The 23,609-nt window shown below is 73.4% G+C and carries 18 protein-coding genes; 8 read left to right on the forward strand and 10 right to left on the reverse strand.

Annotated elements, in window-relative coordinates:
* Positions 1–41 precede the first annotated feature (41 nt).
* The 9 genes from ACIBIW_RS09305 to rhaI all read right to left on the reverse strand — a co-directional run bounded on the left by ACIBIW_RS09305 (position 42) and on the right by rhaI (position 13,476).
* Positions 42–2,426: a glycosyl hydrolase family 95 catalytic domain-containing protein gene (locus ACIBIW_RS09305; RefSeq protein ID WP_399333695.1), complete on the reverse strand. Its 2,385-nt coding sequence runs from the start codon at positions 2,424–2,426 to the stop codon at positions 42–44.
* Positions 2,427–2,713: 287 nt separating this feature from the next.
* Positions 2,714–2,971, reverse strand: coding sequence for a hypothetical protein (locus ACIBIW_RS09310; RefSeq protein ID WP_399333698.1), 258 nt, complete (start codon positions 2,969–2,971; stop codon positions 2,714–2,716).
* Positions 2,972–3,017: 46 nt separating this feature from the next.
* The gene (locus ACIBIW_RS09315) at positions 3,018–4,163 is read right to left on the reverse strand and encodes an anion permease (RefSeq protein ID WP_399333700.1); all 1,146 of its coding nucleotides are present in this window, start codon (positions 4,161–4,163) and stop codon (positions 3,018–3,020) included.
* An 85-nt stretch (positions 4,164–4,248) separates the two neighbouring features.
* Complete coding sequence (locus ACIBIW_RS09320; protein ID WP_399333702.1) at positions 4,249–4,920, reverse strand: ThuA domain-containing protein; 672 nt, start codon at positions 4,918–4,920, stop codon at positions 4,249–4,251.
* A gap of 13 nt (positions 4,921–4,933) precedes the next feature.
* The gene (locus tag ACIBIW_RS09325) at positions 4,934–7,105 is read right to left on the reverse strand and encodes an alpha-L-rhamnosidase C-terminal domain-containing protein (RefSeq protein ID WP_399333704.1); all 2,172 of its coding nucleotides are present in this window, start codon (positions 7,103–7,105) and stop codon (positions 4,934–4,936) included.
* A gap of 153 nt (positions 7,106–7,258) precedes the next feature.
* Entirely contained in the window at positions 7,259–8,329 is a 1,071-nt protein-coding gene (locus ACIBIW_RS09330) for a LacI family DNA-binding transcriptional regulator (RefSeq protein ID WP_399333706.1), read from the reverse strand.
* 58 nt (positions 8,330–8,387) lie between these two features.
* Positions 8,388–9,824 carry a rhamnulokinase family protein gene (locus tag ACIBIW_RS09335; protein WP_399334019.1) on the reverse strand — a complete coding sequence of 479 codons (1,437 nt, stop codon included), beginning with the start codon at positions 9,822–9,824 and terminating at the stop codon, positions 8,388–8,390.
* Between the two features lie 118 nt (positions 9,825–9,942).
* Complete coding sequence (locus tag ACIBIW_RS09340) at positions 9,943–11,988, reverse strand: bifunctional aldolase/short-chain dehydrogenase (protein WP_399333708.1); 2,046 nt, start codon at positions 11,986–11,988, stop codon at positions 9,943–9,945.
* A 327-nt stretch (positions 11,989–12,315) separates the two neighbouring features.
* A complete protein-coding gene (rhaI, locus tag ACIBIW_RS09345) occupies positions 12,316–13,476 on the reverse strand; it encodes an L-rhamnose isomerase (protein ID WP_399333710.1) in 1,161 nt (386 codons plus the stop codon).
* A gap of 325 nt (positions 13,477–13,801) precedes the next feature.
* On the opposite strand from rhaI, the gene ACIBIW_RS09350 reads away from it, so the two are divergent.
* The 6 genes from ACIBIW_RS09350 to ACIBIW_RS09375 all read left to right on the forward strand — a co-directional run bounded on the left by ACIBIW_RS09350 (position 13,802) and on the right by ACIBIW_RS09375 (position 20,460).
* Positions 13,802–15,328 carry a sugar ABC transporter ATP-binding protein gene (locus tag ACIBIW_RS09350; protein WP_399333712.1) on the forward strand — a complete coding sequence of 509 codons (1,527 nt, stop codon included), beginning with the start codon at positions 13,802–13,804 and terminating at the stop codon, positions 15,326–15,328.
* Complete coding sequence (locus ACIBIW_RS09355) at positions 15,325–16,371, forward strand: ABC transporter permease (RefSeq protein WP_399333714.1); 1,047 nt, start codon at positions 15,325–15,327, stop codon at positions 16,369–16,371. The genes ACIBIW_RS09350 and ACIBIW_RS09355 overlap by 4 nt, the downstream gene beginning before the upstream one ends.
* Positions 16,361–17,449, forward strand: a complete 1,089-nt coding sequence (locus ACIBIW_RS09360; protein ID WP_399333716.1) for an ABC transporter permease — start codon at positions 16,361–16,363, stop codon at positions 17,447–17,449. Before ACIBIW_RS09355 ends, ACIBIW_RS09360 begins: the two co-directional genes overlap by 11 nt.
* A gap of 15 nt (positions 17,450–17,464) precedes the next feature.
* The gene (rhaS, locus tag ACIBIW_RS09365) at positions 17,465–18,556 is read left to right on the forward strand and encodes a rhamnose ABC transporter substrate-binding protein (protein ID WP_399333718.1); all 1,092 of its coding nucleotides are present in this window, start codon (positions 17,465–17,467) and stop codon (positions 18,554–18,556) included.
* A gap of 18 nt (positions 18,557–18,574) precedes the next feature.
* Positions 18,575–18,904, forward strand: coding sequence for an L-rhamnose mutarotase (locus ACIBIW_RS09370; protein ID WP_399333720.1), 330 nt, complete (start codon positions 18,575–18,577; stop codon positions 18,902–18,904).
* A 131-nt stretch (positions 18,905–19,035) separates the two neighbouring features.
* A complete protein-coding gene (locus ACIBIW_RS09375; protein WP_399333722.1) occupies positions 19,036–20,460 on the forward strand; it encodes an arabinose isomerase in 1,425 nt (474 codons plus the stop codon).
* A 33-nt stretch (positions 20,461–20,493) separates the two neighbouring features.
* On the opposite strand, the gene ACIBIW_RS09380 is transcribed toward ACIBIW_RS09375, so the two are convergent.
* Positions 20,494–20,985 (reverse strand): nuclear transport factor 2 family protein, encoded by a 492-nt coding sequence (locus tag ACIBIW_RS09380; RefSeq protein ID WP_399333724.1) that lies wholly within the window; start codon positions 20,983–20,985, stop codon positions 20,494–20,496.
* Between the two features lie 172 nt (positions 20,986–21,157).
* Here ACIBIW_RS09380 and manD point away from each other — a divergent pair, with 172 nt between their 5' ends.
* Both manD and ACIBIW_RS09390 read left to right on the forward strand, forming a co-directional pair.
* On the forward strand, positions 21,158–22,387 hold the full coding sequence (gene manD / locus ACIBIW_RS09385) for a D-mannonate dehydratase ManD (RefSeq protein WP_399333726.1): 1,230 nt from the start codon (positions 21,158–21,160) through the stop codon (positions 22,385–22,387).
* A gap of 61 nt (positions 22,388–22,448) precedes the next feature.
* Positions 22,449–23,588 carry a LacI family DNA-binding transcriptional regulator gene (locus ACIBIW_RS09390; protein WP_399333728.1) on the forward strand — a complete coding sequence of 380 codons (1,140 nt, stop codon included), beginning with the start codon at positions 22,449–22,451 and terminating at the stop codon, positions 23,586–23,588.
* Positions 23,589–23,609: the final 21 nt, after the last annotated feature.

Raw genomic sequence — 23,609 nt, forward strand, 5'->3', positions numbered from 1 at the left:
CCGAGGCGTGTCCGCCGCCCCTGAGGGGTGTCCCGCGGTGCCTAGCCCATGCCGAGCGTGGAGTCGGTGCCTTCGAGGGACTTGGCGCCCTGGTTGGCGGAACCGGTCAGGGTGGTGTGGGTGTAGTCGGAGAACGGCTTGGCCACCCGCTCCACGAGGTAGACGGTGTTCGGGTCGGTGTCGAGGGTGAACTCGCCGTCCGAGGTGGTCAGCACCTCGGCGTTGTCGGACGCCCTGCGGACCCTGAGCTGCTGGTCGCCCCAGGGGTTCACCACCCGGGTGGTGTTGCCGTACAGGCTCTTGATGCCGACGTACTTGGTGTCGCCCGCCTCCCGCTCGGAGCTGACCTGGAAGCCGCCCTCCGCGAGCAGGGTGAACTTCCCCGTGAAGCCCGCCCTGTCGGGGATCGCGGGGAAGACCCGGATTCTGCCGTCGTAGGACTGCATCAGCGACTCGTTCATGGCGGCCAGGTGCACGCCCAGGTACTCGAAGACGCCGTTGGTGTTGCTGGTCATGCCGTTCGGGTAGTTCTGGTACTTCTGCAACATCGTCTTCATGCCGGAGAAGGCGTCGTCGCCGAGGCCGAGCCTGGCCGCCTGCACCGCGTCGTTGGCCCAGACGTTGCCGTACGGGAAGGGCCTGGCCCGCCAGGTGTCGACCGCCTTCCGCTGGTCGGGGTGGCCGATTCCGGTCCTGTCGTAGGGCCAGACCAGCTCGGAGGCCACGTTCTCGTTGTTGCGGGTCTGGGAGACGGGCGGGGTGTGCGGCAGGTAGACGTCGTCGTCCTGCGGGTACGCGATCAGATGGTCGAGGATGTTCTGCCACTGCGGCCGCAGCCCGGCGTCCTGGCCGAGCTGCTCGGACACCTCGATGGCGATCGGGAACACGTTGCGCACCGCCGCCAGGTCGGTGATCGCGTTGGGCACGTCCCAGTACGTCTCGTGGGAGTTGCTGCTCGCCACGTAGTACTCGTTCCTGCCCTGGTCGTACGAGAGCATCCCCTGGTAGAACTTCACGACCTCGCGCAGGAACGGGTACGCGGTGTCCCGCAGGTAGCCGGTGTCGTCGGTGTACCGGTACTGGAGGTACATGTTGTACGCGGCCTCGGCGCCCGTCGACCAGATGTCCTGGGTGAAGTCGCTGTCGACGGTGCCCCTGGCGTTGCCGTCCCACCCCATGGTCTCCGGCACCCAGATGCCGTCCACGCCGTACCGCGTCTTGGTGTACGACTTCAGCGCGTCGAAGTTGCGGCTGTAGAGCCGGTTGAAGCCGTTCATGAGGTCGGCGTGGCCCGAGGCGAGGAACGAGTTGTAGACGTCGCGCTGGTTCCAGTACCAGTACGCGTTGCTCCACTTGGTGTCGTCCCCGGTGGAGCGGAAGACGCCGTTGATGAAGTGGAAGGGGTAGTCGCCGTAGCCGCCCGCGGCGATCATGTAGGTGCTCAGGTAGTACACGTTCTCCAGGTAACCGGCCTGCCCCGAGTCGTCGGAGTACTGCACGAACGACTTCTGCCAGAACGCGTGCCACCAGTCGCGGAACGCGCCCAGGGTGCTGTCGTAGCCGGTGGCGGAGGTCTGCTGGAGCTCCTGCCTCGCCCGTGCCACCGAGTCCCCTCCCGGGGCGCCCTTGCGGCTGCTGGACGTGAACCAGATCGTGTAGCTGTCGGACGGGTCGACGGTCAGCCGCACCCGGCTGCCGTCGACGACCTCGGTGGAGAACGGCGCGCCCTCGACGGTGGCGGCGAGCGTGTAGCCGAAGCCCTGGGGGTCGTCCTGGCCCCGGCTGAGGCCCGCGGCGCCGGAGTCGGCGAACGTCCTGACGTCCTTCCAGGTGTCCAGGTCCGGCACGTCGCCGCTGTTGCCGAGGCCGCCGAGGTCCCACAGGCTCAGGTCGAGCGAGACCGCGGAGACGTCGTCGCGGCCGTCCTCGACGTGGATGCCCATGACCTCCGAGTCGGGGGCGCCCATCACGGTGACGGTGCGGTCGTCGGCGTAGCGGGTGGTGAGGGTGCCGTCGTACAGGGAGAGCCGCTGCTGGTAGCCGGAGGCGCCGTCGTCGAGGGCGGGCGTGGTGGACAGCTTGACGTTGCCCGCGCCGAACGCGCTCTGCTGGGCGTTGTCCACCCCGCCGACCTGCATCATCAGCCCGTCGTCCTGCCAGACCATCGCCCCCGTGCGGCCGTTGCCCACGGTCAGCGCGTCCTTGGGGTCGGTGTTCTGGCGGTTGTAGACGATGTCGTGCTGGGACAGGTAGGCGCCCCGGTCGACGTCGAGGGCGCCGCCCGACGTGTCGAAGGCGGCGTCGGTGGCGGAGGCGACCTCCGGCGGCGCGGCCGACGCGGGCGCGGCGCCGAGACCTCCCGCCACGCAGACGACGGCGGCCAGCGCCGCGGCGAATCTGGGAACGCGGAACGTGGGGGCTCTCACGGAGATCTCTCCCGGGTCGGGGGACTGCGGGGGATGAGCATGCGCATGACATACGCAGGGTGGAGCAACAGGCAGTTAACATCGGAGGTTTAGGGCGGGTCAAGAGGGCGGACAGCGGGGGCTTCTGACGCCCCGCCATGCCCGATGCCCCGCCACGGACGAGGGCCGCCGGGAAAGCCCCGACGGCCCTGTGGTCCGATGTATTCGGTTGTTCTGCGGTGCAGCTACGGGACCGCCGCCACGAGTGCGCGGCCCGGAGCCCCGCGCCCGCGTCGGTGGAACTGCGGTCAGTGGAACTGCGGGACGATCAGATAGATCCCGTACGCCACCACGGCCGCGCACGCCAGGAAGCACAGCCCCGCCACCACGCGCGCACCCGCGCCCGCGCCCTCCGCGAAACCGCCCGCGGAGCCACCGGGCTCCGGGTCGTCCGCGCCCGTGCCGGCCAGCGCCCGTACCCCCAGCGCGAAGACCACCACCACGGCCACCGTGACACCGACGCTCACCCCGGCCACCTCGCCGAGCGCGTTCCAGTCCAGGTCCATCGCCGCTCTCCTCTCCTTCGCTTTTCGCCCTTTTTCGGCGACCGGCCTACACCCCGGCGCCCGTGGGCGTGGAGCGCACCGGCACCGTGTGCGCCTCGTTGACGTTGCCCGAGTGCACCGGGTTGCGGCGGCTCATGTAGACGATGAACGCGGCCACCGCCAGCGTGACCAGCAGCACCGCCACCACACCCGGGGTGCCCCCGTGCACCACCACCCCGGCGGCCACCGCGCCGACCGCCGCCGCGGCCGGGAGCGTGATGCACCAGGCCGCCGCCATCCGTCCCGCCGTGCCCCAGCGCACCTCGGCCAGCCTCCGGCCGAGGCCCGCGCCGAGAATGCCGCCGGAGCAGACATGCGTCGTGGACAGCGCGAAGCCGAGGTGGGCGGAGGCGAGGATGACGGTGGTCGCCGACGCCTCGGCGGCGAAGCCCTGCGGGGCGCGGATGTCGGTGAGGCCCTTGCCCATCGTTCTGATGATGCGCCAGCCGCCGATGCTCGTGCCCAGGCCCATCGCGAGACCGGCCGACGCGATCACCCACACCGGCGGCCCCGAACCGCTGTCGAGCGCCCCCGCCGAGATCAGCGTCAGGGTGATGACGCCCATGGTCTTCTGCGCGTCGTTGGTGCCGTGCGCCAGCGAGACCAGCGAGGCCGACACGACCTGCCCCGCCCTGAAGCCCCGGTCGACCCGGGAGGCACGGGCCCGCTCGGTGAGCCGGTACGCCAGATAGGTGGCGAACAGCGCCCCGACCCCGGCGACCAGCGGCGAGGCGACGGCGGGGAGCAGGATCTTCTCGACGACCTGGCCGAAGTGCACCCCGTGCTGCCCCGCGCCCACCCACACGGCGCCGATGAGGCCGCCGAAGAGGGCGTGTGAGGAGCTGGACGGGAGCCCGAGCAGCCAGGTCGCCAGATTCCAGAGGATCGCCCCCACCAGACCCGCGAAGATCATTCCGGGGGTCACCAGGGAGTCGTCGACGATGCCGCCCGAGATCGTCTTCGCCACCTCGGTGGAGAGGAACGCGCCCACGAGGTTCAGCACGCCGCTGATCACCACGGCGACCACGGGCCGCAGGGCACCCGTCGCGATCGAGGTGGCCATCGCGTTGGCCGTGTCATGGAAGCCGTTCGTGAAGTCGAAGGCCAGCGCCGTGACGATGACCATCGCCACGAGGAAGGTGATGTGTTCCACCCGGCCAGACAAGAGGCCGCGGCCGACCGCCGACCCACCGGGACATGACAGGAGTGGAGGAGTTCGGTGAAGACGGCGGAACGGCTCAGTCCCGCGTCACCCGTGCGGCCCAGGCCACCGCGCCCAGCAGGTGCCGCGCGAAGGCCGGGTCGCGGAAGGACTCCCGGGTGTGGCCGAGCCCGGTGTAGAACACCCGGCCGCCGAGCCGCTCGTGGCACCACACCAGGGGGTGGTCGGCGCCCATCCCGCCGCCCTCGTAGCTGGACTCGTCGGCGGTGGCGAGCACCCTGACCCGGGGACGCGGGTTGGCCCGGAAGTTGTACCACTCGTCGACGAAGTCCCAGCGGTCCTGAAGGTGCGCCATGGCCGGGTGCGCCGCGTCCTCCACCACGGCGGTGCCCGGCTGGAGTTCGGGGTGCCCGTCGAACCAGGCGCCCAGCAGCTCCTCGTAGAACGGCCAGTCGTACTCGGTGCAGGCCGCGGCGTGCACCCCGACGAAGCCGCGGCCCGCGGCGGTGTGCGCGCGCAGCGCCTCGCGGCCCGCGGCCGTGAGGACGTTCCCGCTGGTGGACAGGAACACCACGGCGTCGCTCTCCGGGAGCAGCCGGGTCAGCTCGTCCGGGTCCTCGGTGTGCCGTACCGCGAGGCCCCGCGCGGGCCCGGCCCCCGCCACGCACTCCACCCCCGCCTCGATGGACTCGTGGCGGTAGCCGGTGGTGCGGGTGTAGACGGTGATACGGGTGGCGGTACTGGTCAAGGGGGGCTCCGGCTCAGCGGCGGCGTACGGTGACGGTGTGCGTGCCCGGGGGCAGCCCGGGCAGGATGACATGCCCGTTCTCCAGCCGCACACCGTGGTACCTGCTGGTGCGGTCCCACGCCCTGCGGCCGTCGCGCCGCACCACCGTGGGCCCCTCCGCGGGCACCGGCACCCCCACCGAGGCGACGCCCTCGGGGGACTTCAGCGTCAGGTCGAACCAGCCGTTGGGACGTCCGCGCCAGGAGACCGCGATGACGCCCGCCGGGGTGCTCAGCCTGCCCTGCGCGTGCGCGAGCCCGCCCGGGCTCGGCGACACCAGGTAGCCGCCGCCCGGCGCGGGCCTGATACCCAGCAGATGGTGGGTCAGCGCCGACGTGGGCCCCGTGGACCAGCCGTGCGACGCGCTCATGTACGAGCCCTGGTAGTCGGGCGAGCCGTCGCGCAGATAGCCCTCCCAGAAGGTGCTCGCGGTGCCCTGCGGCGCGCCGAGCATATAGCCCCACTCGCGGCGGATCAGGTCGAGCGCCCTGCGGTCCTCGCCCGCGGTGAAGTGCGCGTGCACCTCCATGCCGCCGGGGAACGGGTGCACCGAGTCCGCGCTCTTCTCCGGGCTCAGCGCGCCCACCGCCGTCCACCGCCCGGCGAGCGCCGCGCTGACCCGGCGGGCGCGCTCCTCGTCGGCGAGGCCGAACCACACCGCGAGCGCGTTGCCGTCCTGCGGGTACAGCGCGGCGCCCGGGCCCTCCGGCTTGTCGCGGTACAGGCCCGCGGCCTCGTCCCAGTAACCCCCCGCGGCGACCGCGGACTTCAGCGCCTCGGCGCGCTTGACGCAGGCGGTGGCCGTGTCCGGGTCGCCGGCCGCGCGGGCCAGCGGCGCCGCGGTCACCAGCGCGTGGTACATGACCGCGTTGGCCTCCAGGTTCTTGCCGTCCGCGTCGGTACGCGCCCAGTCGGCGGCGGCCGTCACCGCGAGCAGCCCGTCGCCGTCCAGCTTGGCGGTGATGTGGTCGAGGGCCCTCAGATAGCCGGGGTAGCGCTCGCGCAGCCATCCGGTGTCCCCGCTGAAGCGCACGTACAGCGCGGTGCCGACGAGGGTCCACAGGTGGTACGCGTCCGACGTGCCGAGGAAGTTGACGGCGGGGCCCGCGTACGGCAGGGCGCCGTCCTCCGTCTGGTGGCGGTAGAGGGTGTCGAGGGAGGCCCGCACCGCCGCCAGGTCGCCCAGCGACACATGGTCGGTCAGCACCGAGACGCCCAGGTCGCCGGGCCACACCGTGCGGTCCCGCTTGGCGCCGTCCACCAGCACCGGGTCCCCGGTCTCGCCGACCAGGGCGCTGTTGTCCCAGCCCAGCTCCGGCGGCCCCCACACCCGGCCCTGCCGCGGCGCGATGATGTTGGTCTGCACCGTGTAGGCGCCCGCGTACCAGATCCGGTTGAGCAGGTCGTCGTCGCAGTAGAAGTAGTTGGGGTACGCGCGCAGGTCCGCGGCGTCGGGCGCGAAGGTGATGCGGACCGAGCAGCCCGCGAGCGCCACGGTGCCGTCGGACTCGTTCGTCACCGTCAGATAGCGGAAGCCGCCGCGCAGTTGGCTCGCCGGGTTGGCCGCCGCCGCGGCCCCGGTGCCCGCGAGCGGGGTGTCGCGCTCGGTGGAGACGGTGCCGCCGGGGGGCGCCGCGTAGACGACCGCGGGCTCGTCGTTCGCGCCGCCGTTGGAGCCGTCGCTCGCCGCCGCGTCGAGGAACGACGACAGCTCCGCGTACGCCAGGCCGATCCGCCGGCCGCGCTCGGTGCCCTCGCCGAGCGCCACGGTGACGAAGCCGCCGACCTCCTTGCCGAAGTCCAGCGTCACCGAGGCACCACGGCCGCTGAGCCGGGTGCGGGCGGCGCCGTCCTTGCCCAGCAGGTCCTGGGCGCGCTCCACGGAGCCGGTGGTGGTGCGCACCGCGACCGGGCGCACCGTGCGGCGCGCGGGGGAGAGGTTGAAGGTGTCCCAGCGGCCCGAGGGTGCCTTCCCGGCCCGCTCCCGCACCGCGCGGACCGCGCCGCCGCCCGGCCGTGAAGCCTGCTGCGGGGGCGCCGCGACCGCGTCCGTCGCCGTCGCGAGCCCGGCGGCCGTCGCGGCGGCCGCCGCGCCCGCCTTGAGCAGGGCGCGGCGCTCGGGGCCAGGCCCCCCGGCTCTCGGCATGTCATCTCCTCGCCGGCGCGGTCGCGGTGCCGAACCGGTGTCGTCAGGGCCGTCACGGCCTTCGGAGCGACGGCGGGGGGCCGAAGACCACCTCACCGTATGTAACGTTTTAGCAAAAAACGTACGGGCTGATGCCGTACGCGGTCAAGACCATCATCCTCCCCCGGCCGCCCCCGCGGACCCCTCCGGGGCGCGGATGTGGCGCGCGTCCGCCCGCGCGAGGGTGGAGCGGCGCACCACGAGCTCGGGTTCGAGTACCACCCGACGGTGCCGGTGGCGCCCCGGTTCGTGCCCCGTCTCCTCCATCAGCAGCCGCGCGGCGATCCGCCCGAGCTGCTCCGACGGCTGGCGCACCGACGTCAGCGGGACGGCGGCAGCGGCGGCGAACTCGATGTCGTCGTACCCCACGATCGCCACGTCCTCGGGCACCCGGACACCCGCGGCGAACAGCGCCTGGAGCACCCCGAGGGCGAGCAGGTCGTTGGCGCAGAACACGGCGGCGGGCGGGCGCACCGTGCCCAGCAGCCGCGCCCCCGCGTCGAGCCCCGAGGCCACGTCGAGGCGCTCCGCGCGCACCACCGTCAGCGCCGCGGGCCCGAGCCCCGCCTCCCGCAGCGCCGCCAGCGCCCCCGAACGCCGGTCCCCGCACTGCGGCAACTGCGGGGGGCCTGTGACATAGGTCACCGAGCGGTGCCCGAGCCGCAGCAGGTGCCGCACCGCGAGCCGACCGCCCGCGACGTCGTCCACCGACACGGAGCAGCCCCGGTCCCCGTCCGACAGCACCCGGTCGACCAGCACGAACGGTATGCGGTGGCGGCGGAACGCGCGCAGGTTGCCGCTGTCCGCCGGGGTGACCAGCACCCCGCGCACCCGCTGCTCGCTGAAGAGCGACAGGTACTCGGCCTCCTCGGCCGCGCTCTCCGCGCTGTTGCAGACCATCACCCCGAGCCCCGCCTCCCTGGCGGCGCGCTCGGCGGCGCGCGCCACCGTCACGAAGAACGGGTTGGCCATGTCGAGCACCAGCATGGCGATGATCCTGCTGCTGCCCGCGCGCAGTTGCCGCGCGCTCTCGCTGCGCACGTACCCGAGGCGCGCGATGATCGCGAGCACCCTGGTCCTGGTCTCCTCCGCCACCCGGTCGGGGCGGTTGAGCACGTTGGACACGGTGCCGATGGAGACGCCCGCCTCACGCGCCACGTCCTTGATGCCGACGGTGTGCTCCACCCGGCCCGCCTCTCTCCGCTGTCGACCCCCGCGCCCGCGCACCGCGTCGGCGGCCCGTTCACGGCGCGCCGCCGCCGCGGGCGCCCGCGAGGCGCGCGGCGGCGCGCTCCCAGGGCGCGGCGTCGCCCGAGGGCGCGTACCGCTGCGGCGGGGCGCTCGCCGCCAGCGCCGCCCGCAGCTCCGCGAGCCCGCCGCCGAGCACCCCCGCGGCCCGCGCCTGCACCAGGACGTTGCCGTACGCCGCCGCCTCGGCGGGACCCGCGGCCACCGGCAGCCCGCAGGCGTCCGCGGTCAGCCGGCACAGCAGCGCGTTGCGGGCGCCGCCGCCGACGATGTGCACCGTCGAGACCGCGCGCCCGGCGAGCCGCTGGGCGTCCTCGACGGCCAGCTTGTGGGCCAGGGCGAGCGAGTCCAGCACACAGCGCGCGATCTCGGCGGGGCGGTGCGGCACCGGCTGCCCGGTGCGGCGGCAGAAGTCGGCGATACGCCCCGGCATCCCGCCGGGCGCGAGGAACGCGGGGTCGCCCGCGTCCACCACCGAGCGCAGCCCCGGCTCCCGCGCCGCGTCCCGCAGCAGGGTGTCGAGCCGCTGCGGCGCCCCCGCCTCCGACCACGCGCGCAGGCACTCCTGGAGCAGCCAGAGCCCCATGATGTTGCGCAGGTAGCGCACCGTGCCGTCGACGCCCAGCTCGTTGGTGAAGTTGGCGCGGCGGCTGTCCTCGGTGAGCACGGGCGCGTCCAGTTCGAGACCGGCGAGCGACCAGGTACCGGTGGCGATGTAGGCGAAGTCGCCGTCCACCGCGGGGACCCCGGCCACCGCGGAGGCGGTGTCGTGCGAGCCCACCGCGGTCACCGGGACCTCCCCCGCGAGCCCCAGCTCGTCCAGGACGTCGGGCAGCAGCACCCCCGCGGGATCGCCAGGACCGCGCAGCGGCGCGAACAGGCCGAGGTCGATACCGAGCGCCCCGGCCACCGCGGCCGACCAGTTGCGGGTGCGCGGGTCGACGAGCTGGGTGGTGGACGCGTTGGTCAGCTCCGTGCCCTCCTCGCCGGTCAGCCAGTACGACAGCAGGTCAGGGACCAGCAGCAGCCGCCGCGCCGCGGCGAACGCCGGGGTGCCGCGCGCCGCGGTCAACTGGAAGACCGTGTTGAACGGCAGGTGCTGGAGCCCGGTCGCCGCGTACAGCTCCCGCGGCCCGAGCCGCGCCCACACCCGCTGCGCCGCGCCCTCGGTACGGGCGTCCCGGTAGTGCACCGGATTGCCGATGAGGGCCCCCGACGCGTCGAGCAGCCCGTAGTCCACCGCCCAGCCGTCGATGCCGACCCCGGCAGGCGGGCCGCCGATCTCCTCCGCCGCGGCCCGCAGCCCGGTGAGCACGCCCCGGTGCAGCCGCAGCACGTCCCAGTGCAGCACCCCGCCCACCCGCACCGGCACGTTGGCGAACCGGTGCGCCTCCGTGAGCGCCACCCGCCCCCCGGCCACCCGGCCCACCATCACCCGGCCGCTGGACGCGCCGAGGTCGACGGCGGCGAACGCCGTGGCGGCGGCCGGGGAGGCGGAAGCGGCAGACACGGGAACCTCGGCAGGGGGACGTGGCGGGCGGGACGGGGGTTCAGCGCAGGAAGGCGGCGGCGACCCCGGCGTCGACGGGGATGTGCAGCCCGGTGGTGTGCGTGAGGTCGCCCCCGGTCAGCGCGAACACGGCGTTCGCCACATGCTCGGGCAGCACCTCGCGCTTGAGCAGGGTCCGCTGGGCGTAGAACTCGCCCAGCTTCTCCTCCGGCACCCCGTACACCGCCGCGCGCTGCGCCCCCCAGCCGGAGGCGAAGATGCCGGAGCCGCGCACCACCCCGTCGGGGTTGATCCCGTTGACCCTGATGCCGTGCTCGCCCAACTCGGCCGCCAGCAGCCGCACCTGATGGGCCTGGTCGGCCTTGGTGGCGCCGTAGGCGATGTTGTTGGGCCCGGCGAACACACCGTTCTTGGACGCGATGTAGACGATGTCGCCGCCCAGGCCCTGCGCCGTCATCACCCGCGCCGCCTCCCGCGACACCAGGAACGAGCCGCGCGCCATGATGGCGTGCTGCCGGTCCCAGTCCGCGGCCGAGGTCTCCAGCAGCGGCTTGCTGACGGAGATCCCCGCGTTGTTCACCACCAGGTCGACCCCGCCGAAGGCGAGCAGCGCCTCCTCGAAGGCCCGCGCGATCTCGGCCTCGCTCGTGACGTCCACGGTGACCGGCACCGCCCTGTCGGGCCCGCCGAGTTCGCCCGCGACCTGCGCCGCCGCCCCGGCGTTGACGTCCGCGACGACCACGCACGCGCCCTCAGCGGCCAGCCGGTGCGCGATCGCCCTGCCGATGCCGGAGCCCGCGCCCGTCACCAGCGCGATCCTGGTGGCGAGGGGCTTCGGCGGCGGCATCCGCCGCAGCTTGGCCTCTTCGAGGTCCCAGTACTCGATGCGGAACTTCTCCGACTCCTCGATCGGCGTGTACGAGGAGACCGCCTCGGCGCCGCGCATCACGTTGATCGCGTTGACGTAGAACTCGCCCGCCACCCGCGCCGTCTGCTCGTCCTTGCCGAAGGAGAACATCCCCACGCCCGGCACCAGCACGATCGCCGGGTCGGCGCCGCGCATCGGCGGCGAGTCCGGCAGCGCGTGCCGCTCGTAGTAGGCGCGGTACTCCTCCCGGTAGGCCGTGTGCAGCTCCCGCAGCCTGGCCAGCGCGGACTCCAGCGGCGCTGCGGCGGGCAGGTCGAGCACCAGGGGGCGCACCTTGGTGCGCAGGAAGTGGTCGGGGCACGAGGTGCCGAGCGCCGCGAGCCTCGGGTGCTCGGCGCACGCCAGGAAGTCGAGCACCGCCTCGCCGTCGTCGAAGTGGCCCACCTGCGGCCGGTCCGCGGAGGCCAGCCCCCTGATCACGGGCGCGAGCGCGGCCGCGCGGCGGCGGCGCTCGGCGGGCGGCAGCGCCTCGTACCCGGGCAGCGGGGGGCCGAAGGGCTCAGGACCGCCGCGCTGCGCGAGGAAGGTCTCCGCGGTGCGGATGATCTCCAGCGAGTTGCGCTCGCACTCCTCGCTCGTGTCGCCCCACGCGGTGATGCCGTGCCCGCCCAGCACACAGCCGACGGCCTCCGGGTTGGCCTCCTTGACGGCCGCGATGTCGAGCCCGAGCTGGAAGCCGGGCCGCCGCCACGGCACCCACACCACCCGGGGCCCGAAGCACTCGGCGGTCAGCCGCTCCCCGTCGGCCGCGCAGGCCAGCGCGATGCCGGAGTCCGGGTGCAGGTGGTCGACGTGGGCGGCGTCCACCAGGCCGTGCATGGCGGTGTCGATGGAGGGCGCGGCGCCGCCCCTGCCGTGCAGGCAGTAGTCGAACGCGGCGACCATCTCGTCCTCGCGCCCGACGCCCGGGTAGACGTCGGCCAGCGCCCGCAGCCGGTCGAGCCGGAGCGCGGCCAGGCCGCCCGCGGTGAGGGTGCCGAGGTCGCCGCCGGAGCCCTTGACCCACATCAGCTCGGTGTCGCCGCCGGTGACCGGGTCGGTCGCGGTGGCCTTGGCGGACGTGTTGCCGCCCGCGTAGTTGGTGTTGCGGGGATCGGCGCCCAGCCGGTGCGAGCGCTCCAGCAGGGCCGCGGCCTCGGGGTGCAGCGGGGAGTTCATGTCACGTCGTCTTTCGCGTCGGGTGCGGAGGGGCGAATGCTGCGCTCTTGCCGGTACGTCCCGGCGGCGGGGGAGCCGGGCCGCCCGCGGCCACGGACCCGGACGGCGGGGCGGCGGCTTATACGGCCGGTCCGTCCCGTGGTCCGCCGTCCGGTGCCCTGCCGTCAGGTGGCCTGTTGTCCGGTGCCGTGCCGTCCGGTGGTGCCCCGTCCGGTGGTGCGCCGTCCGGCCGGGCGCGGCGAGCGGCGCGCGCTCGGGCGCCGGGCGGCCGCCACGGGCGCCGGTCGCCGGGAAGCGGAGCGGGGGAGGCCGGGTGCCGCAGGGGCGTCAGGCGCCCCAGCCCGCCTGCTGACCGCCGACCCGCTCGGCCACGATCCGCTCGGCGTAGCCGGAGCGCCGGTAGGCGGCGGTGGGGTCGGGGTCGAGCCCCATCTCCTCGCGCACCTCGGCGAGCAGCGGCCGCACGTCCGTGTTGTACGCGTCCATGAACACCCCGTACGCGCCCAGTACGTCGCCCTCGCCCTGCGCCGCGGCCAGTGCCTCCCGGTCCACGAGGAGCGCCTTGGCCGTGGCCTCCTGGACGTTCATCACGGAGCGGATGATGGCCGGGATCTTCGGCTCGATGTTGTGGCACTGGTCGAGCATGAACGCGGTCCGCTCGCCGAGGCCGCCCCCGCGCACCACCTCGTACATGATCCGGAAGAGCTGGAAGGGGTCGGCGGCGCCCGCCATCAGGTCGTCGTCGGCGTAGAAGCGGGAGTTGAAGTCGAAGCCGCCGAGCTTCCCCTCGCGCAGCAGGAACGCCACGATGAACTCGATGTTGGTGCCCGGCGCGTGGTGCCCGGTGTCGACCACCACCCGTGCCTTGTCGCCCAGTTTGAGGCAGTGCGCGTACGAGGTGCCCCAGTCCGGCACGTCGGTGCTGTAGAAGGCGGGCTCGAAGAGCTTGTACTCCAGCAGCATCCCCTGCCCGTCGCCGAGCCGCCCGTACACCGCGTCGAGCGCCTCGGCGAGCCGGTCCTGCCGGGCCCGGATGTCGTCCTGGCCCGGGTAGTTGGTGCCGTCGGCGAACCAGAGCTTCAGCTCGCGTGAGCCGGTCGCGTCCATGATGTCGACGCATTCCAGCAGGTGCGCCAGGGCCTTGCGGCGCACTGCCGCGTCGGGGTGGGCGACGGAGCCGAGCTTGTACGAGTCGTCCTGGAAGACGTTGGCGTTGACGGTGCCGAGGCGCACCCCGCGCTCCTTCGCGTACCCGGCGAGCGCGGCGTAGTCGTCCACCCGGTCCCAGGGGATGTGCAGCGCCACCACAGGGGCCACCCCGGTGTGCGCGTGCACCCGGGCCGCGTCGTCGATCTTCTCCTCGGGGGTGCGGGGCACTCCCGCCTGCGCGAACACCTTGAAACGGGTGCCGCTGTTGCCGTAGGCCCAGGACGGCGTCTCGATGATCTGGCTCTTCAGCGCCGCCTTGGCGGCTGGTACGGCGGTCATCCCTCAGCGCTCCCGTATCATCCCCGGCATCATGAATCGTTTCACGCTGGGAAGCTAAGTGAGCCCCGGGAGTGTGTCAAGACCGGTCGTCGCCGTGTTTCGGCTGTCCAGCGCGGTGCGTTGGCGGAGTTTATGGAATTGGTGGTCGTCGACCCATTGACGGTCCCGGAATCGGGCGTCTAGTTTCCCTGAAACCTGAATGAAACCTTTCACCCCAGCGCCGCGGCCACCCCCCACACCCCGGGCGCGGCGCCCCGCGGCCCCGTAAGACCGACGAGCACCCGACCGAAGAGCAGGCGAGCCGAATGCCGCTGAGGAGCAGTCCATGAAACCGTCCGCTCCGGGCCCCGACGCCGTACTGGCCCTGGAGGATGTCAGCAAGTCCTTCGGTGCCGTACGGGCGCTGCGGGGGGTCTCCCTGAGCCTGGCCGCGGGCGAGGCGCACGCGCTCGCGGGCGAGAACGGCGCGGGCAAGTCCACCCTCATCAAGACCCTGGCCGGGGTGCACAGGCCCGACACGGGGACGGTGCTCCTCGACGGGCGCCCCGTCGCCTTCCACGGCCCCGCCGACGCCCGCGACGCGGGGATCGCGGTGATCTACCAGGAACCCACCCTGTTCCCCGACCTGTCCATCGCCGAGAACATCTTCATGGGCCGCCAGCCGCGCGCCGCGCTGCGCCGCATCGACCGCGGCGCGACCCGCCGCGCCACCGCAGGACTGATGCGCCGCCTCGGCGTCGACCTCGCCGCCGACCGGCCCGCGCGCGGCCTGTCCATCGCCGACCAGCAGATCGTCGAGATCGCCAAGGCGCTCTCCTTCGACGCCCGCGTCCTCATCATGGACGAGCCCACCGCGGCCCTCACCGGCAGCGAGGTGGCCCGCCTCTTCGCCGTCGTCGAGGCGCTGCGCGCCGAGGGCGCCGCGGTGCTGTTCATCTCGCACCGCATCGAGGAGATGTTCGCCCTCTGCCAGCGCGTCACCGTGCTGCGCGACGGCGCCCTCGTCAGCTCACGGCCGCTCGACGGGCTCACCGAGGACGACCTCGTGCGCAGCATGGTCGGCCGCGACCTCGACGAGCTGTACCCCAAGCAGCCCGCCGCCCTCGGCGACACCGCCCTCTCGGTACGGCGGCTGACCCGCGAGGGCGTCTTCCACGACGTCTCCTTCGATATCCGCCGCGGCGAGATCGTCGCTCTCGCGGGCCTCGTCGGCGCCGGCCGCTCCGAGGTCGCACAGGCCGTGTTCGGCGTCGACAGGCCGGACGCGGGCCGCGTCGAGGTCGACGGCAGGGCGCTGCGCCCCGGCTCGCCCACCGCCGCGATGGCCGCGGGGCTCGCCCTGGTGCCCGAGGACCGCCGCCAGCGCGGCCTGGTGATGGACATGTCCATCGAGCGCAACATCGGACTCACCGGGCTCGACGCCGTCGGCAGCGCGGGCCTCGTCAGCAGGACGCTGGAGCACGCGCGCGCCGCCGACTGGGCGGTGCGCCTGCGGCTCAAGTACTCCCGCCTCACCGACCTCGTCGGCGTGCTCTCCGGAGGCAACCAGCAGAAGGTCGTCCTGGCCAAGTGGCTCGCCACCCGCCCCTCCGTACTCATCGTCGACGAGCCCACCAGGGGCATCGACGTCGGCACCAAGGCCGAGGTCCACCGGCTGCTGTCGTCGCTCGCCGCCGAGGGCCTCGCGGTCCTGATGATCTCCTCCGACCTGCCGGAGGTGCTGGGCATGGCCGACCGGGTGCTCGTCATGCACGAGGGCCGGCTCACCGCCGAGATCCCCCGCGACGAAGCCGACGAGGAGACCGTCATGGCCGCCGCCACCGGACGCACGGAAGCGAAGGGGGCGGCATGACCACCACCCTGGAACGTCCGCAGGGCACCGGTGAGTCCGAGGGCCGCTCGGCGCGCTCGCTCGTCGACGCCATCTTCCGGGCCCGCGAGATCAGCATCGCCGGCGCCCTTGTCCTGCTCATCCTCGGCACCCAGCTCGCCAACCACCGCTTCCTGTCCGACCAGGGCATCAAGGACCTGCTGCTCAACGCGTCCATCCTGGTCCTGCTCGCCGTCGGCCAGTCCGCGGTGGTCATCACCCGCAACATCGACCTCTCCGTCGGCTCCGTGGTGGGCCTGTCCGCCTTCGCCTGCGGCAAGTTCGTCTCCGGCACCGGCCACAGCGCCGTCCTCGTCCTGCTCGTCGGGCTCGGCATCGGCGTGCTGTGCGGGCTCGTCAGCGGCACCCTCGTCAGCTTCGGCCGGGTGCCCGCGCTCGTGGTCACCCTCGGCATGCTCTACATCATCCAGGGCTTCGACTACTGGTGGGCCAAGGGCCGGCAGATCAACGCCTCCGACGTGCCGGACCCGGTGCTGCACCTCGGCAGCGGCAGCGTCCTCGGCATCCCCTACCTGCCGCTGATCGCCGCCGTGGTGCTCGCCGCGGCCGCCTGGTTCCTGCGCGCCTACCCCACGGGGCGCGAGCTGTACGCCATCGGCTCAAGCCCCGAGGCGGCACGGCTCGCCGGCATCCCCATCCGCCGCCGGGTCTTCGGCGCCTACGTCTTCTCCGGCGCGGTCGCCGGATTCGCCGGGGCGCTCTGGCTCGCCAGGTTCGGCACCGTCGTCGCCGACAACGCGCACGGCTGGGAGCTGACCGTGGTCTCCGCGGTCGTCGTCGGCGGCGTCGCCATCACCGGCGGCACCGGCACCGTCTGGGGCGCCGCACTCGGCGCCCTGCTGCTGACCACCATCGGCAGCGTCCTGGTGGTGCTCAAGGTCAACTCCTTCTGGCAGGGCGCCATCACCGGCGCGCTGCTGCTCGCCGCCATCAGCGTCGACCGCATCGTCAACCTGCGCGTGACGCGCGCCCTGAGGAAGAGGAGCAGGGGCCATGACGCCTGAGAGCACCCCGTCGGCCCCGGCAGCCGCCAAGGGCGACCCGCCGCTGAGCGCCGGGCAGCGGCTGCGGGCCACCGCGCTGCGCTGGGACACCGCCGTGGGCGTGCTGTTCGTCGCCGTCTTCGCCGTCGGACTCGGCACCACCGACGGCTTCTCGGCGAGCGGCAACCTCGCCTTCGCGTTCAACGACATCATCGAGGTCGGGCTGATCGCGCTGCCGATGACGCTGCTCGTCGTCGCGGGGCAGGTCGACCTGTCGGTCGCCTCCATGCTCGGCCTCGGCAGCGCCCTCACCGGCAACCTGTGGAACGCCGGCTGGGCCTTCGAGGCCATCGTCCCCGTGGTCCTCCTCGTCGGAGTCGCCGGGGGACTGCTCAACGGCTGGCTCGTCACCCGCGTCGGACTGCCGTCGCTCGCCGTCACCATCGGCACCCTGGCGCTCTACCGCGGGCTCGCCTCCGTGGTCCTCGGCAGCGACGCCGTCACCGACTTCCCCTCCGCCTACGCGAAGCTCGCCGTCGACACCACCACCGTCCCCGGCACCTTCCTCACCTACCCGGTGGCGCTCTTCGTCGTGCTCGCCGTGGTCACCGCCGTGGTGCTGCACTCCACCCGGGTCGGCCGCTCCCTGTTCGCCATCGGCGCCCAGGAGGACGCCGCCTGGTTCGCCGGGATCAGGGTCAAGCGGATCAAGCTGCTGCTGTTCGTCGCCACCGGGCTCGTCTCCTCCTTCGCCGGGATCGTCTTCACCCTCCGCTACGGCAGCGCGCGCGCCGACAACGGCCTCGGCTTCGAGATGCTCGTCATCGCCTCCGTGCTCCTCGGCGGTGTCGACTTCGACGGCGGCCGCGGCACCCTCTTCGGCGCGGTGGCCGGGGTGCTGCTGATCGGCGTCCTGAAGAACCTGCTCACCCTGAACGACGTCGCGAACGAGGTCCAGGTGATCGTGACCGGGGCGCTGCTCGTCGCCTCCGTCCTCACCCCCCGTCTCGTCGCGGCCCTGGAAGAGCGGCGCCACCGGCGCGCGGCGTCCACCGGAGTCGAAGACCGGCGCCCCGAGGGCGCCGCCACCACTAGCTGAAAGGCACCGCTCGACATGATCCTGCGAACCCAGGCCCGACGCCGCACCGTGGCCGCCGCGGCAGCGGCCTGCGCCCTGGTGGTCACCCTCGCCGGCTGCTCAGGCACCACCAAGGACGACAACGACAAGGGCGCGGACGGCTCGTCCGCGGGCTCGGGCGCCAAGGCCGACCCCGACGCGCCCCTGAAGAAGAACCTCAAGCTGGCCTTCCTGCCCAAGGCCGTCAACAACCCCTACGAGAAGATCGTCGACGACGCCGGTATCGCGGCGGCCGGCGACTTCGCGGGCAAGGGCAAGGAGGTCGGCCCCTCCGACGCCAGCGCCTCCTCCCAGGTCTCGTACATCAACACCCTGATCCAGCAGCGCCAGGACGCCATCCTCATCGCCGCCAACGACCCCAACGCGGTCTGCGGGCCCCTCAAGCAGGCCATGCAGAAGGGCATCAAGGTGGTGTCGTACGACTCCGACACCGCCAAGGACTGCCGCCAGGTCTTCATCAACCAGGCGTCGTCCGAGGAGATCGGCCGCAGCCTGGTCCGCAACATCGGCAAGCAGATCGGCTACAAGGGCAAGGTCGCCATCCTGTCCGCCACCCAGAACGCCACCAACCAGAACACCTGGATCGGCTTCATGAAGGACGAGCTGAAAAACCCCAAGTACAAGGGGATGAAGCTCGTCAAGGTGGCCTACGGGGACGACGACGACCAGAAGTCGTTCCAGCAGACCCAGGGGCTCCTCCAGGCGTACCCCGACCTCAAGGGCATCATCTCGCCCACCACGGTCGGCATCGCCGCCGCCGCCCGCTACCTCAGCGACTCCTCGTACAAGGGCAAGGTCGTTCTGGGCGGGCTCGGCACGCCGAACCAGATGCGCAAGTACGTCAAGGACGGCACCCTCGACCAGTTCTCGCTGTGGAACCCGGAGAAGCTGGGCGAACTCGGCGCCTACGCCGCCGCCGCGCTCGCCTCCGGGCAGATCACCGGCGCCCAGGGCGAGAAGTTCAAGGCGGGCGACCTCGGCGAGTTCACCGTCGGCAAGGACGGCGAGGTCATCCTCGGCCCGCCCACCGTCTTCGACGCCAAGAACATCGACCAGTTCCATTTCTAGTTCCAGGAGGCGGCTCCCATGGCACGCGTGTGCTTCCTGCTGAAGGTGCGCCCCGACCGGATGGCGGAGTACCGGAGGCGGCACACCGAGGTGTGGCCGCAGATGCGGGCCGCGCTCACCGCGTCCGGCTGGCGTGACTACTCGCTCTTCCTCGGCCCCGACGGCACCCTCGTCGGCTACCTGGAGGCCGACGACTTCGCCGCCGCCGAGCGTGCCATGGCCGCCACCGAGGTCAACGCCCGCTGGCAGCGCGAGATGGCGCCCTTCTTCGAGGTCCCCGCCGGTGGCGCGGCCGGCACGGCGGACGACGCCAGGGTCCTGCTGACGGAGGTCTTCCACCTGGACTGACCCCGCACGCCCGCCCCCGGGTACGGCCGGGGTGCCGGGCCCGGCAGCCGCCGCGCCCGGCACCCCGGCCGTACCCGCACCCCCGCCGCACCGACCGCACCACCCGTACCAGCACGCGCGAGGAGCGACCCATGACCACCCGCACCCCAGCCGTCGCCCGCAGGCCGAGGATCGGCCTCGTCGCCGGGGGCCTCGGCGCCTACTGGTCGCAGTTCCCTGGCCTGCTCCCGCAGTTGCGGCGCTCCGCCGACCGGGTCGCGCAGCGGATGCGGGAGTTCGACGCGGACGTCGTCGACGCCGGGTTCGTCTCCGACGCCCAGGAGGGCGCCGCCGCGGCCGACACGCTGCGCGCCGCCGACTGCGACCTCATCGTCGGCTTCCTCACCACCTATATGACGGCGACCATGCTGCTGCCGATCGCGCAGCGCTCCGGCGCCCCCGTGCTGCTCATCAACCTCCAGCCCACCGAGGCCATGGACCACGCCGCCTTCGGCACCGGCGAATGGCTCGCGTACTGCGGCGCCTGCCCGCTGCCCGAGATGGCGAACGCCTTCGAGCGCGCCGGGGTCGCCTTCCGCTCCGTCTCGGGACACCTGGAGGACGAGCGCGCCTGGCGGCGCATCGGCCGCTGGGTGCGCGCCGCCGGGGTGCGCGCCGCGCTGCGCGGCGGACGCCACGGCCTCATGGGCCACCTCTACCCGGGCATGTACGACGTCTCCACCGACCTCACCATGGTCCCCGGCAGGCTCGGCGGCCATGTCGAGGTCCTGGAGTTCGACGACCTGCGGGTGCGCGCCGAGGCCGCCACCGGGGACGAGGTCGCGGCCCGGCTCGACGAGGCCCGCGCCCTGTTCGAGATCACCGACTCCGTCGACCCCGCCGACCTGGAGTGGGCGGCCCGGGTCGCCGCGGGACTCGACCGGCTCGTCGCCGACTTCGACCTCGACTCCCTCGCCTACTACCACCGCGGCCTCGACGGCGAGGTCCACGAGCGGCTGGGCGCCGGGATGATCCTCGGCGCCTCCCTGCTGACCGCGCGCGGCGTCCCGGCCTGCGGCGAATACGAGCTGCGCACCTCGCTCGCCATGCTGATCGCCGACCGGTTCGGCGCCGGGGGCTCCTTCACCGAGTTCCAGGCCCTCCACTTCCGCGACGACGTGGTGGAGATGGGCCACGACGGCCCAGGACACCTCGCCATCAGCGAGCGCCGCCCGCTGCTGCGCGGCCTCGGCGTCTACCACGGCAAGCGCGGCTACGGGGTCTCCGTCGAGTTCGACGTGAAGCACGGGCCCGTCACCCTCGTCGGCCTCGGCCAGACACGGGACGGCCGCTACCGGCTGATCGCCGCCGAGGGCGAGGTCGTCGGGGGACCCCTGCTGGAGATCGGCAACACCACCTCGCGCGTCGACTTCGGCTGCGACCCCGGCGAGTGGACCGACGCCTGGAGCGCGTCGGGCGTGGGCCACCACTGGGCCCTCGCCACCGGCCGCCTCCTGCCGGAACTGCGCTGCCTCGCCGACCTCACGGGGCTCGACCTCGTGGAGGTACGGGCGTGACCCCCGCCCGCAACCCGCCGCGGCGCGGGGCGCCTACCCCCGGGGCTGCGCCGCGCGCAGATGCCGGCTGACGTCGCCGACGAGGCGGATGTGCACCCGGCGCTCCACGAAGCGCCAGCCGTCGCCGCGCCGCTCGAAGCGGTCCCGGTAGCGGCCGCAGGCGACGGGCTGGAGCGGCAGGCCGGGCAGCGCCTGGAGCACGGTCACATACGAGCGGGCGCGTGCCGTGCCCGCCGCCTCGTCGACCTCCACGAGCAGGTTGGTCGTCACGTGCTGGGTGCGCGGGGTGCCGTCGTCGTAGACGACCAGGGTCCGCCGGAACATCTCCTCGATCGCCTCCCGCCCCCGCACCGGGTCCCCGCTCCCGGCGAACTCGGCGTCGGCGAGCAGGGCGCCGAGCCCCGCGAAGTCGCCGTCGTCCACCAGCTCCGCGTAACGCGCGATCAGGTTCTCGACGGCCCGTTCGCCCGACGGGCCGCCGCCCGGCCCGCGGTCGGCCGGGGACACTGGGGACGCTGGGGACACGGCTGCCTCCGTACGACGGGCGGTGGCGCGGGCCCGCCCCGGCGCCGGGGCCGCGCCCGCGCGGTGGTGTGCCCCCAGCCTGCCCTGCCCGCGCGGCGCCCGCCCGGCGGGGGTCGTCCCCGATGGGAAAGAATGCCCACGGACCGCCAACCCCCGAGGAGAGGCAGAGCCCATGCGGATCGCCAGCGCCGACGTCGTGGTCACCAGCCCCGCGCGCAACTTCGTCACCCTCGTGATCACCACCGACGACGGCCTCACCGGGCTCGGCGACGCCACCCTCAACGGCCGGGAGCTGTCCGTCGCCTCCTACCTCCGCGACCACGTCGCCCCGCTCCTCGAAGGCCGCGACGCCTCCCGTATCGAGGACACCTGGCAGTACCTCTACCGCGGCGCCTACTGGCGGCGCGGCCCGGTCACCATGGCCGCCGTCGCCGCCGTCGACACCGCCCTGTGGGACATCAAGGCCAAGGCCGCAGGGATGCCCCTCTACCAGCTACTCGGCGGCGCCTCCCGCACCGGCGCCCTCGCCTACGGGCACGCCTCGGGGCGCGACGTACCCGAACTCCTCGACTCGGTCCGCGCCCACCTGGAGCGCGGCTACCGCGCCATCCGGGTACAGACCGGCATCCCCGGACTCGACTCCGTCTACGGCGTGGCCTCCTCCGCCGCGGGCGGTGGCGAGCGCTACGACTACGAGCCCGCACGCCGCCGCCCCCTCCCCGCGGAGGAGACCTGGGACACCCGCGCCTACCTGCGCCACGTCCCCACCGTCTTCGAGGCGGTACGCGCCGAGTTCGGCCCCGGGCTGCCCCTGCTGCACGACGGCCACCACCGCATGACCCCCATCCAGGCCGCGCGCCTCGGCAAGGACCTCGAACCGTACGACCTGTTCTGGCTGGAGGACGCCACCCCCGCCGAGGACCAGACCGCGCTGCGCCTCATCCGCCAGCACACCACCACCCCGCTCGCCATCGGCGAGGTCTTCAACTCCGCCCACGACTACACGGTGCTGCTCCAGGAGCGCCTGATCGACTACGTGCGCTCCGCCGTCACCCACGCCGGAGGCGTCACCGGCCTGCGCAGACTCCTGGACATGGCAGGGCACTTCGGCATCAGGTCGGGCATCCACGGCCCCACCGACATCTCACCCGTCGGCATGGCGGCCGCCCTCCATCTCGACCTGGCCGTGCACAACTTCGGCATCCAGGAGTACATGCGGCACGCCCCCGAGACCCTGGAGGTCTTCCGCACCTCCTTCACCTTCACCGACGGGCTGCTGCACCCCTCCGACACCCCGGGCCTCGGCGTCGGCCTCGACCTGGCCGCCGCCGAGCGCTTCCCCTACGCGCCCGCCTACCTCCCCGTCAACAGGCTCGCCGACGGCACGGTCCACGACTGGTGAGCGGCCCACGAGCCCACCCGCGCGGCCCGGGCGCCCCCACGGCATGCAGTAGCGTCGGACCGTGACATCCAGTCGTGAAGAAGCCGGTGGGGCGCCCGCGGACGCCACGGCACCCAGGCCGCGGGCACCGCGCAGGGCGCCCGCGGCGCGCCCGCCGCGGCGCGCCACCCTGCGGGACGTGGCGGACCTCGCGGGCGTCTCCGTCGCCACGGTCTCCCGGGTGCTCGCCGACAACTACCCGGTGTCGGTGAGCACCCGCAACAAGGTCATGCGCGCCGTGCGCCGCCTCGACTACGTGGTCAACGCCCACGCCCGCGCCCTCCAGGTCGGCGCCAGCAGGACCATCGCCTTCGTCCTCGACGACATCACCGGGCCCTCCTTCGCCCAGGCCGCCGCCGGGGTCGAGGAGGAGGCGGCGGAGTGCGGCCGGATCTGCGTGGTGTGCACCACGGGCGGCGACAGCGAGCGGCAGGCCGCCGTCATCGACCTGATGCGCACCCAGGGCACCGAGGCCGTCATCCTCATCGGCGGCACCACCGACGACGACGCCGCCCAGGAGCGCCTCGCCTCCTACGCGCGCGCCCTCGCCGCCTCCGGCTCCCGCCTCGTGCTCTGCGGCCACCCGCCGCTGCGCGAGGAGGCCCCCGTCACCGTCGTCGACTACGACAACGAAGCCGGTGCCTACGCCGCCACCGCCCACGTCCTCTCCCAGGGCCACCGCCGGGTCGCGTTCCTCGGCGGCCGGGCGGGCCACCTCACCGCCTCCGCCCGCCTCGCGGGCTATCTGCGCGCCCTCACGTCCTTCGGCGTCGATCCCGACCCCGCCCTCCAGATCCCCGGCGACCTCAGCTTCTCGCGGGAGTCCGGAGTGCGTTCGCTGCGCCGCGCCCTGGACGAAGGGGTCCGCTTCACCGCGGTCGTCGCCGCCACCGACATGGTCGCCGCCGGGGCGCTCTCCGTCCTCAGGGACCGCGGCGTCCGGGTCCCCGAGGACGTCTCCCTGGTCGGCTACGACGACATCCCCCTCACCGTCGACCTCACCCCCCGCCTCACCACCGTCCACGTCCCCTACCGCGAACTCGGCCGCACCGCCGTCCGCCACGCCCTGCGCCCCCGCACGGGACCCCAGGACGAGCCGGACCACGTGGTCCTCGGCACCCACCTGGTGGTACGGGACTCGGTGGCACCGCCGGGGGCGTGAGCGGGGCCGCCGAGGGGAACC

Origin of the sequence: Streptomyces sp. NPDC050560 (genome assembly GCF_044457285.1) — a bacterium.
Taxonomy (GTDB): Bacteria; Actinomycetota; Actinomycetes; order Streptomycetales; family Streptomycetaceae; genus Streptomyces.

Coding starts and splice junctions, on each gene's coding strand:
- ACIBIW_RS09340 (WP_399333708.1), bottom strand. CDS start 11,988: ATGAACTCCCCGCTGCACCCCGAGGCCGCGGCCCTGCTGGAGCGCTCG.
- ACIBIW_RS09310 (WP_399333698.1), bottom strand. CDS start 2,971: ATGGACCTGGACTGGAACGCGCTCGGCGAGGTGGCCGGGGTGAGCGTC.
- ACIBIW_RS09360 (WP_399333716.1), top strand. CDS start 16,361: ATGACGCCTGAGAGCACCCCGTCGGCCCCGGCAGCCGCCAAGGGCGAC.
- ACIBIW_RS09350 (WP_399333712.1), top strand. CDS start 13,802: ATGAAACCGTCCGCTCCGGGCCCCGACGCCGTACTGGCCCTGGAGGAT.
- ACIBIW_RS09355 (WP_399333714.1), top strand. CDS start 15,325: ATGACCACCACCCTGGAACGTCCGCAGGGCACCGGTGAGTCCGAGGGC.
- rhaI (WP_399333710.1), bottom strand. CDS start 13,476: ATGACCGCCGTACCAGCCGCCAAGGCGGCGCTGAAGAGCCAGATCATC.
- ACIBIW_RS09375 (WP_399333722.1), top strand. CDS start 19,036: ATGACCACCCGCACCCCAGCCGTCGCCCGCAGGCCGAGGATCGGCCTC.
- rhaS (WP_399333718.1), top strand. CDS start 17,465: ATGATCCTGCGAACCCAGGCCCGACGCCGCACCGTGGCCGCCGCGGCA.
- manD (WP_399333726.1), top strand. CDS start 21,158: ATGCGGATCGCCAGCGCCGACGTCGTGGTCACCAGCCCCGCGCGCAAC.
- ACIBIW_RS09335 (WP_399334019.1), bottom strand. CDS start 9,824: ATGGTGGGCCGGGTGGCCGGGGGGCGGGTGGCGCTCACGGAGGCGCAC.
- ACIBIW_RS09370 (WP_399333720.1), top strand. CDS start 18,575: ATGGCACGCGTGTGCTTCCTGCTGAAGGTGCGCCCCGACCGGATGGCG.
- ACIBIW_RS09325 (WP_399333704.1), bottom strand. CDS start 7,105: ATGCCGAGAGCCGGGGGGCCTGGCCCCGAGCGCCGCGCCCTGCTCAAG.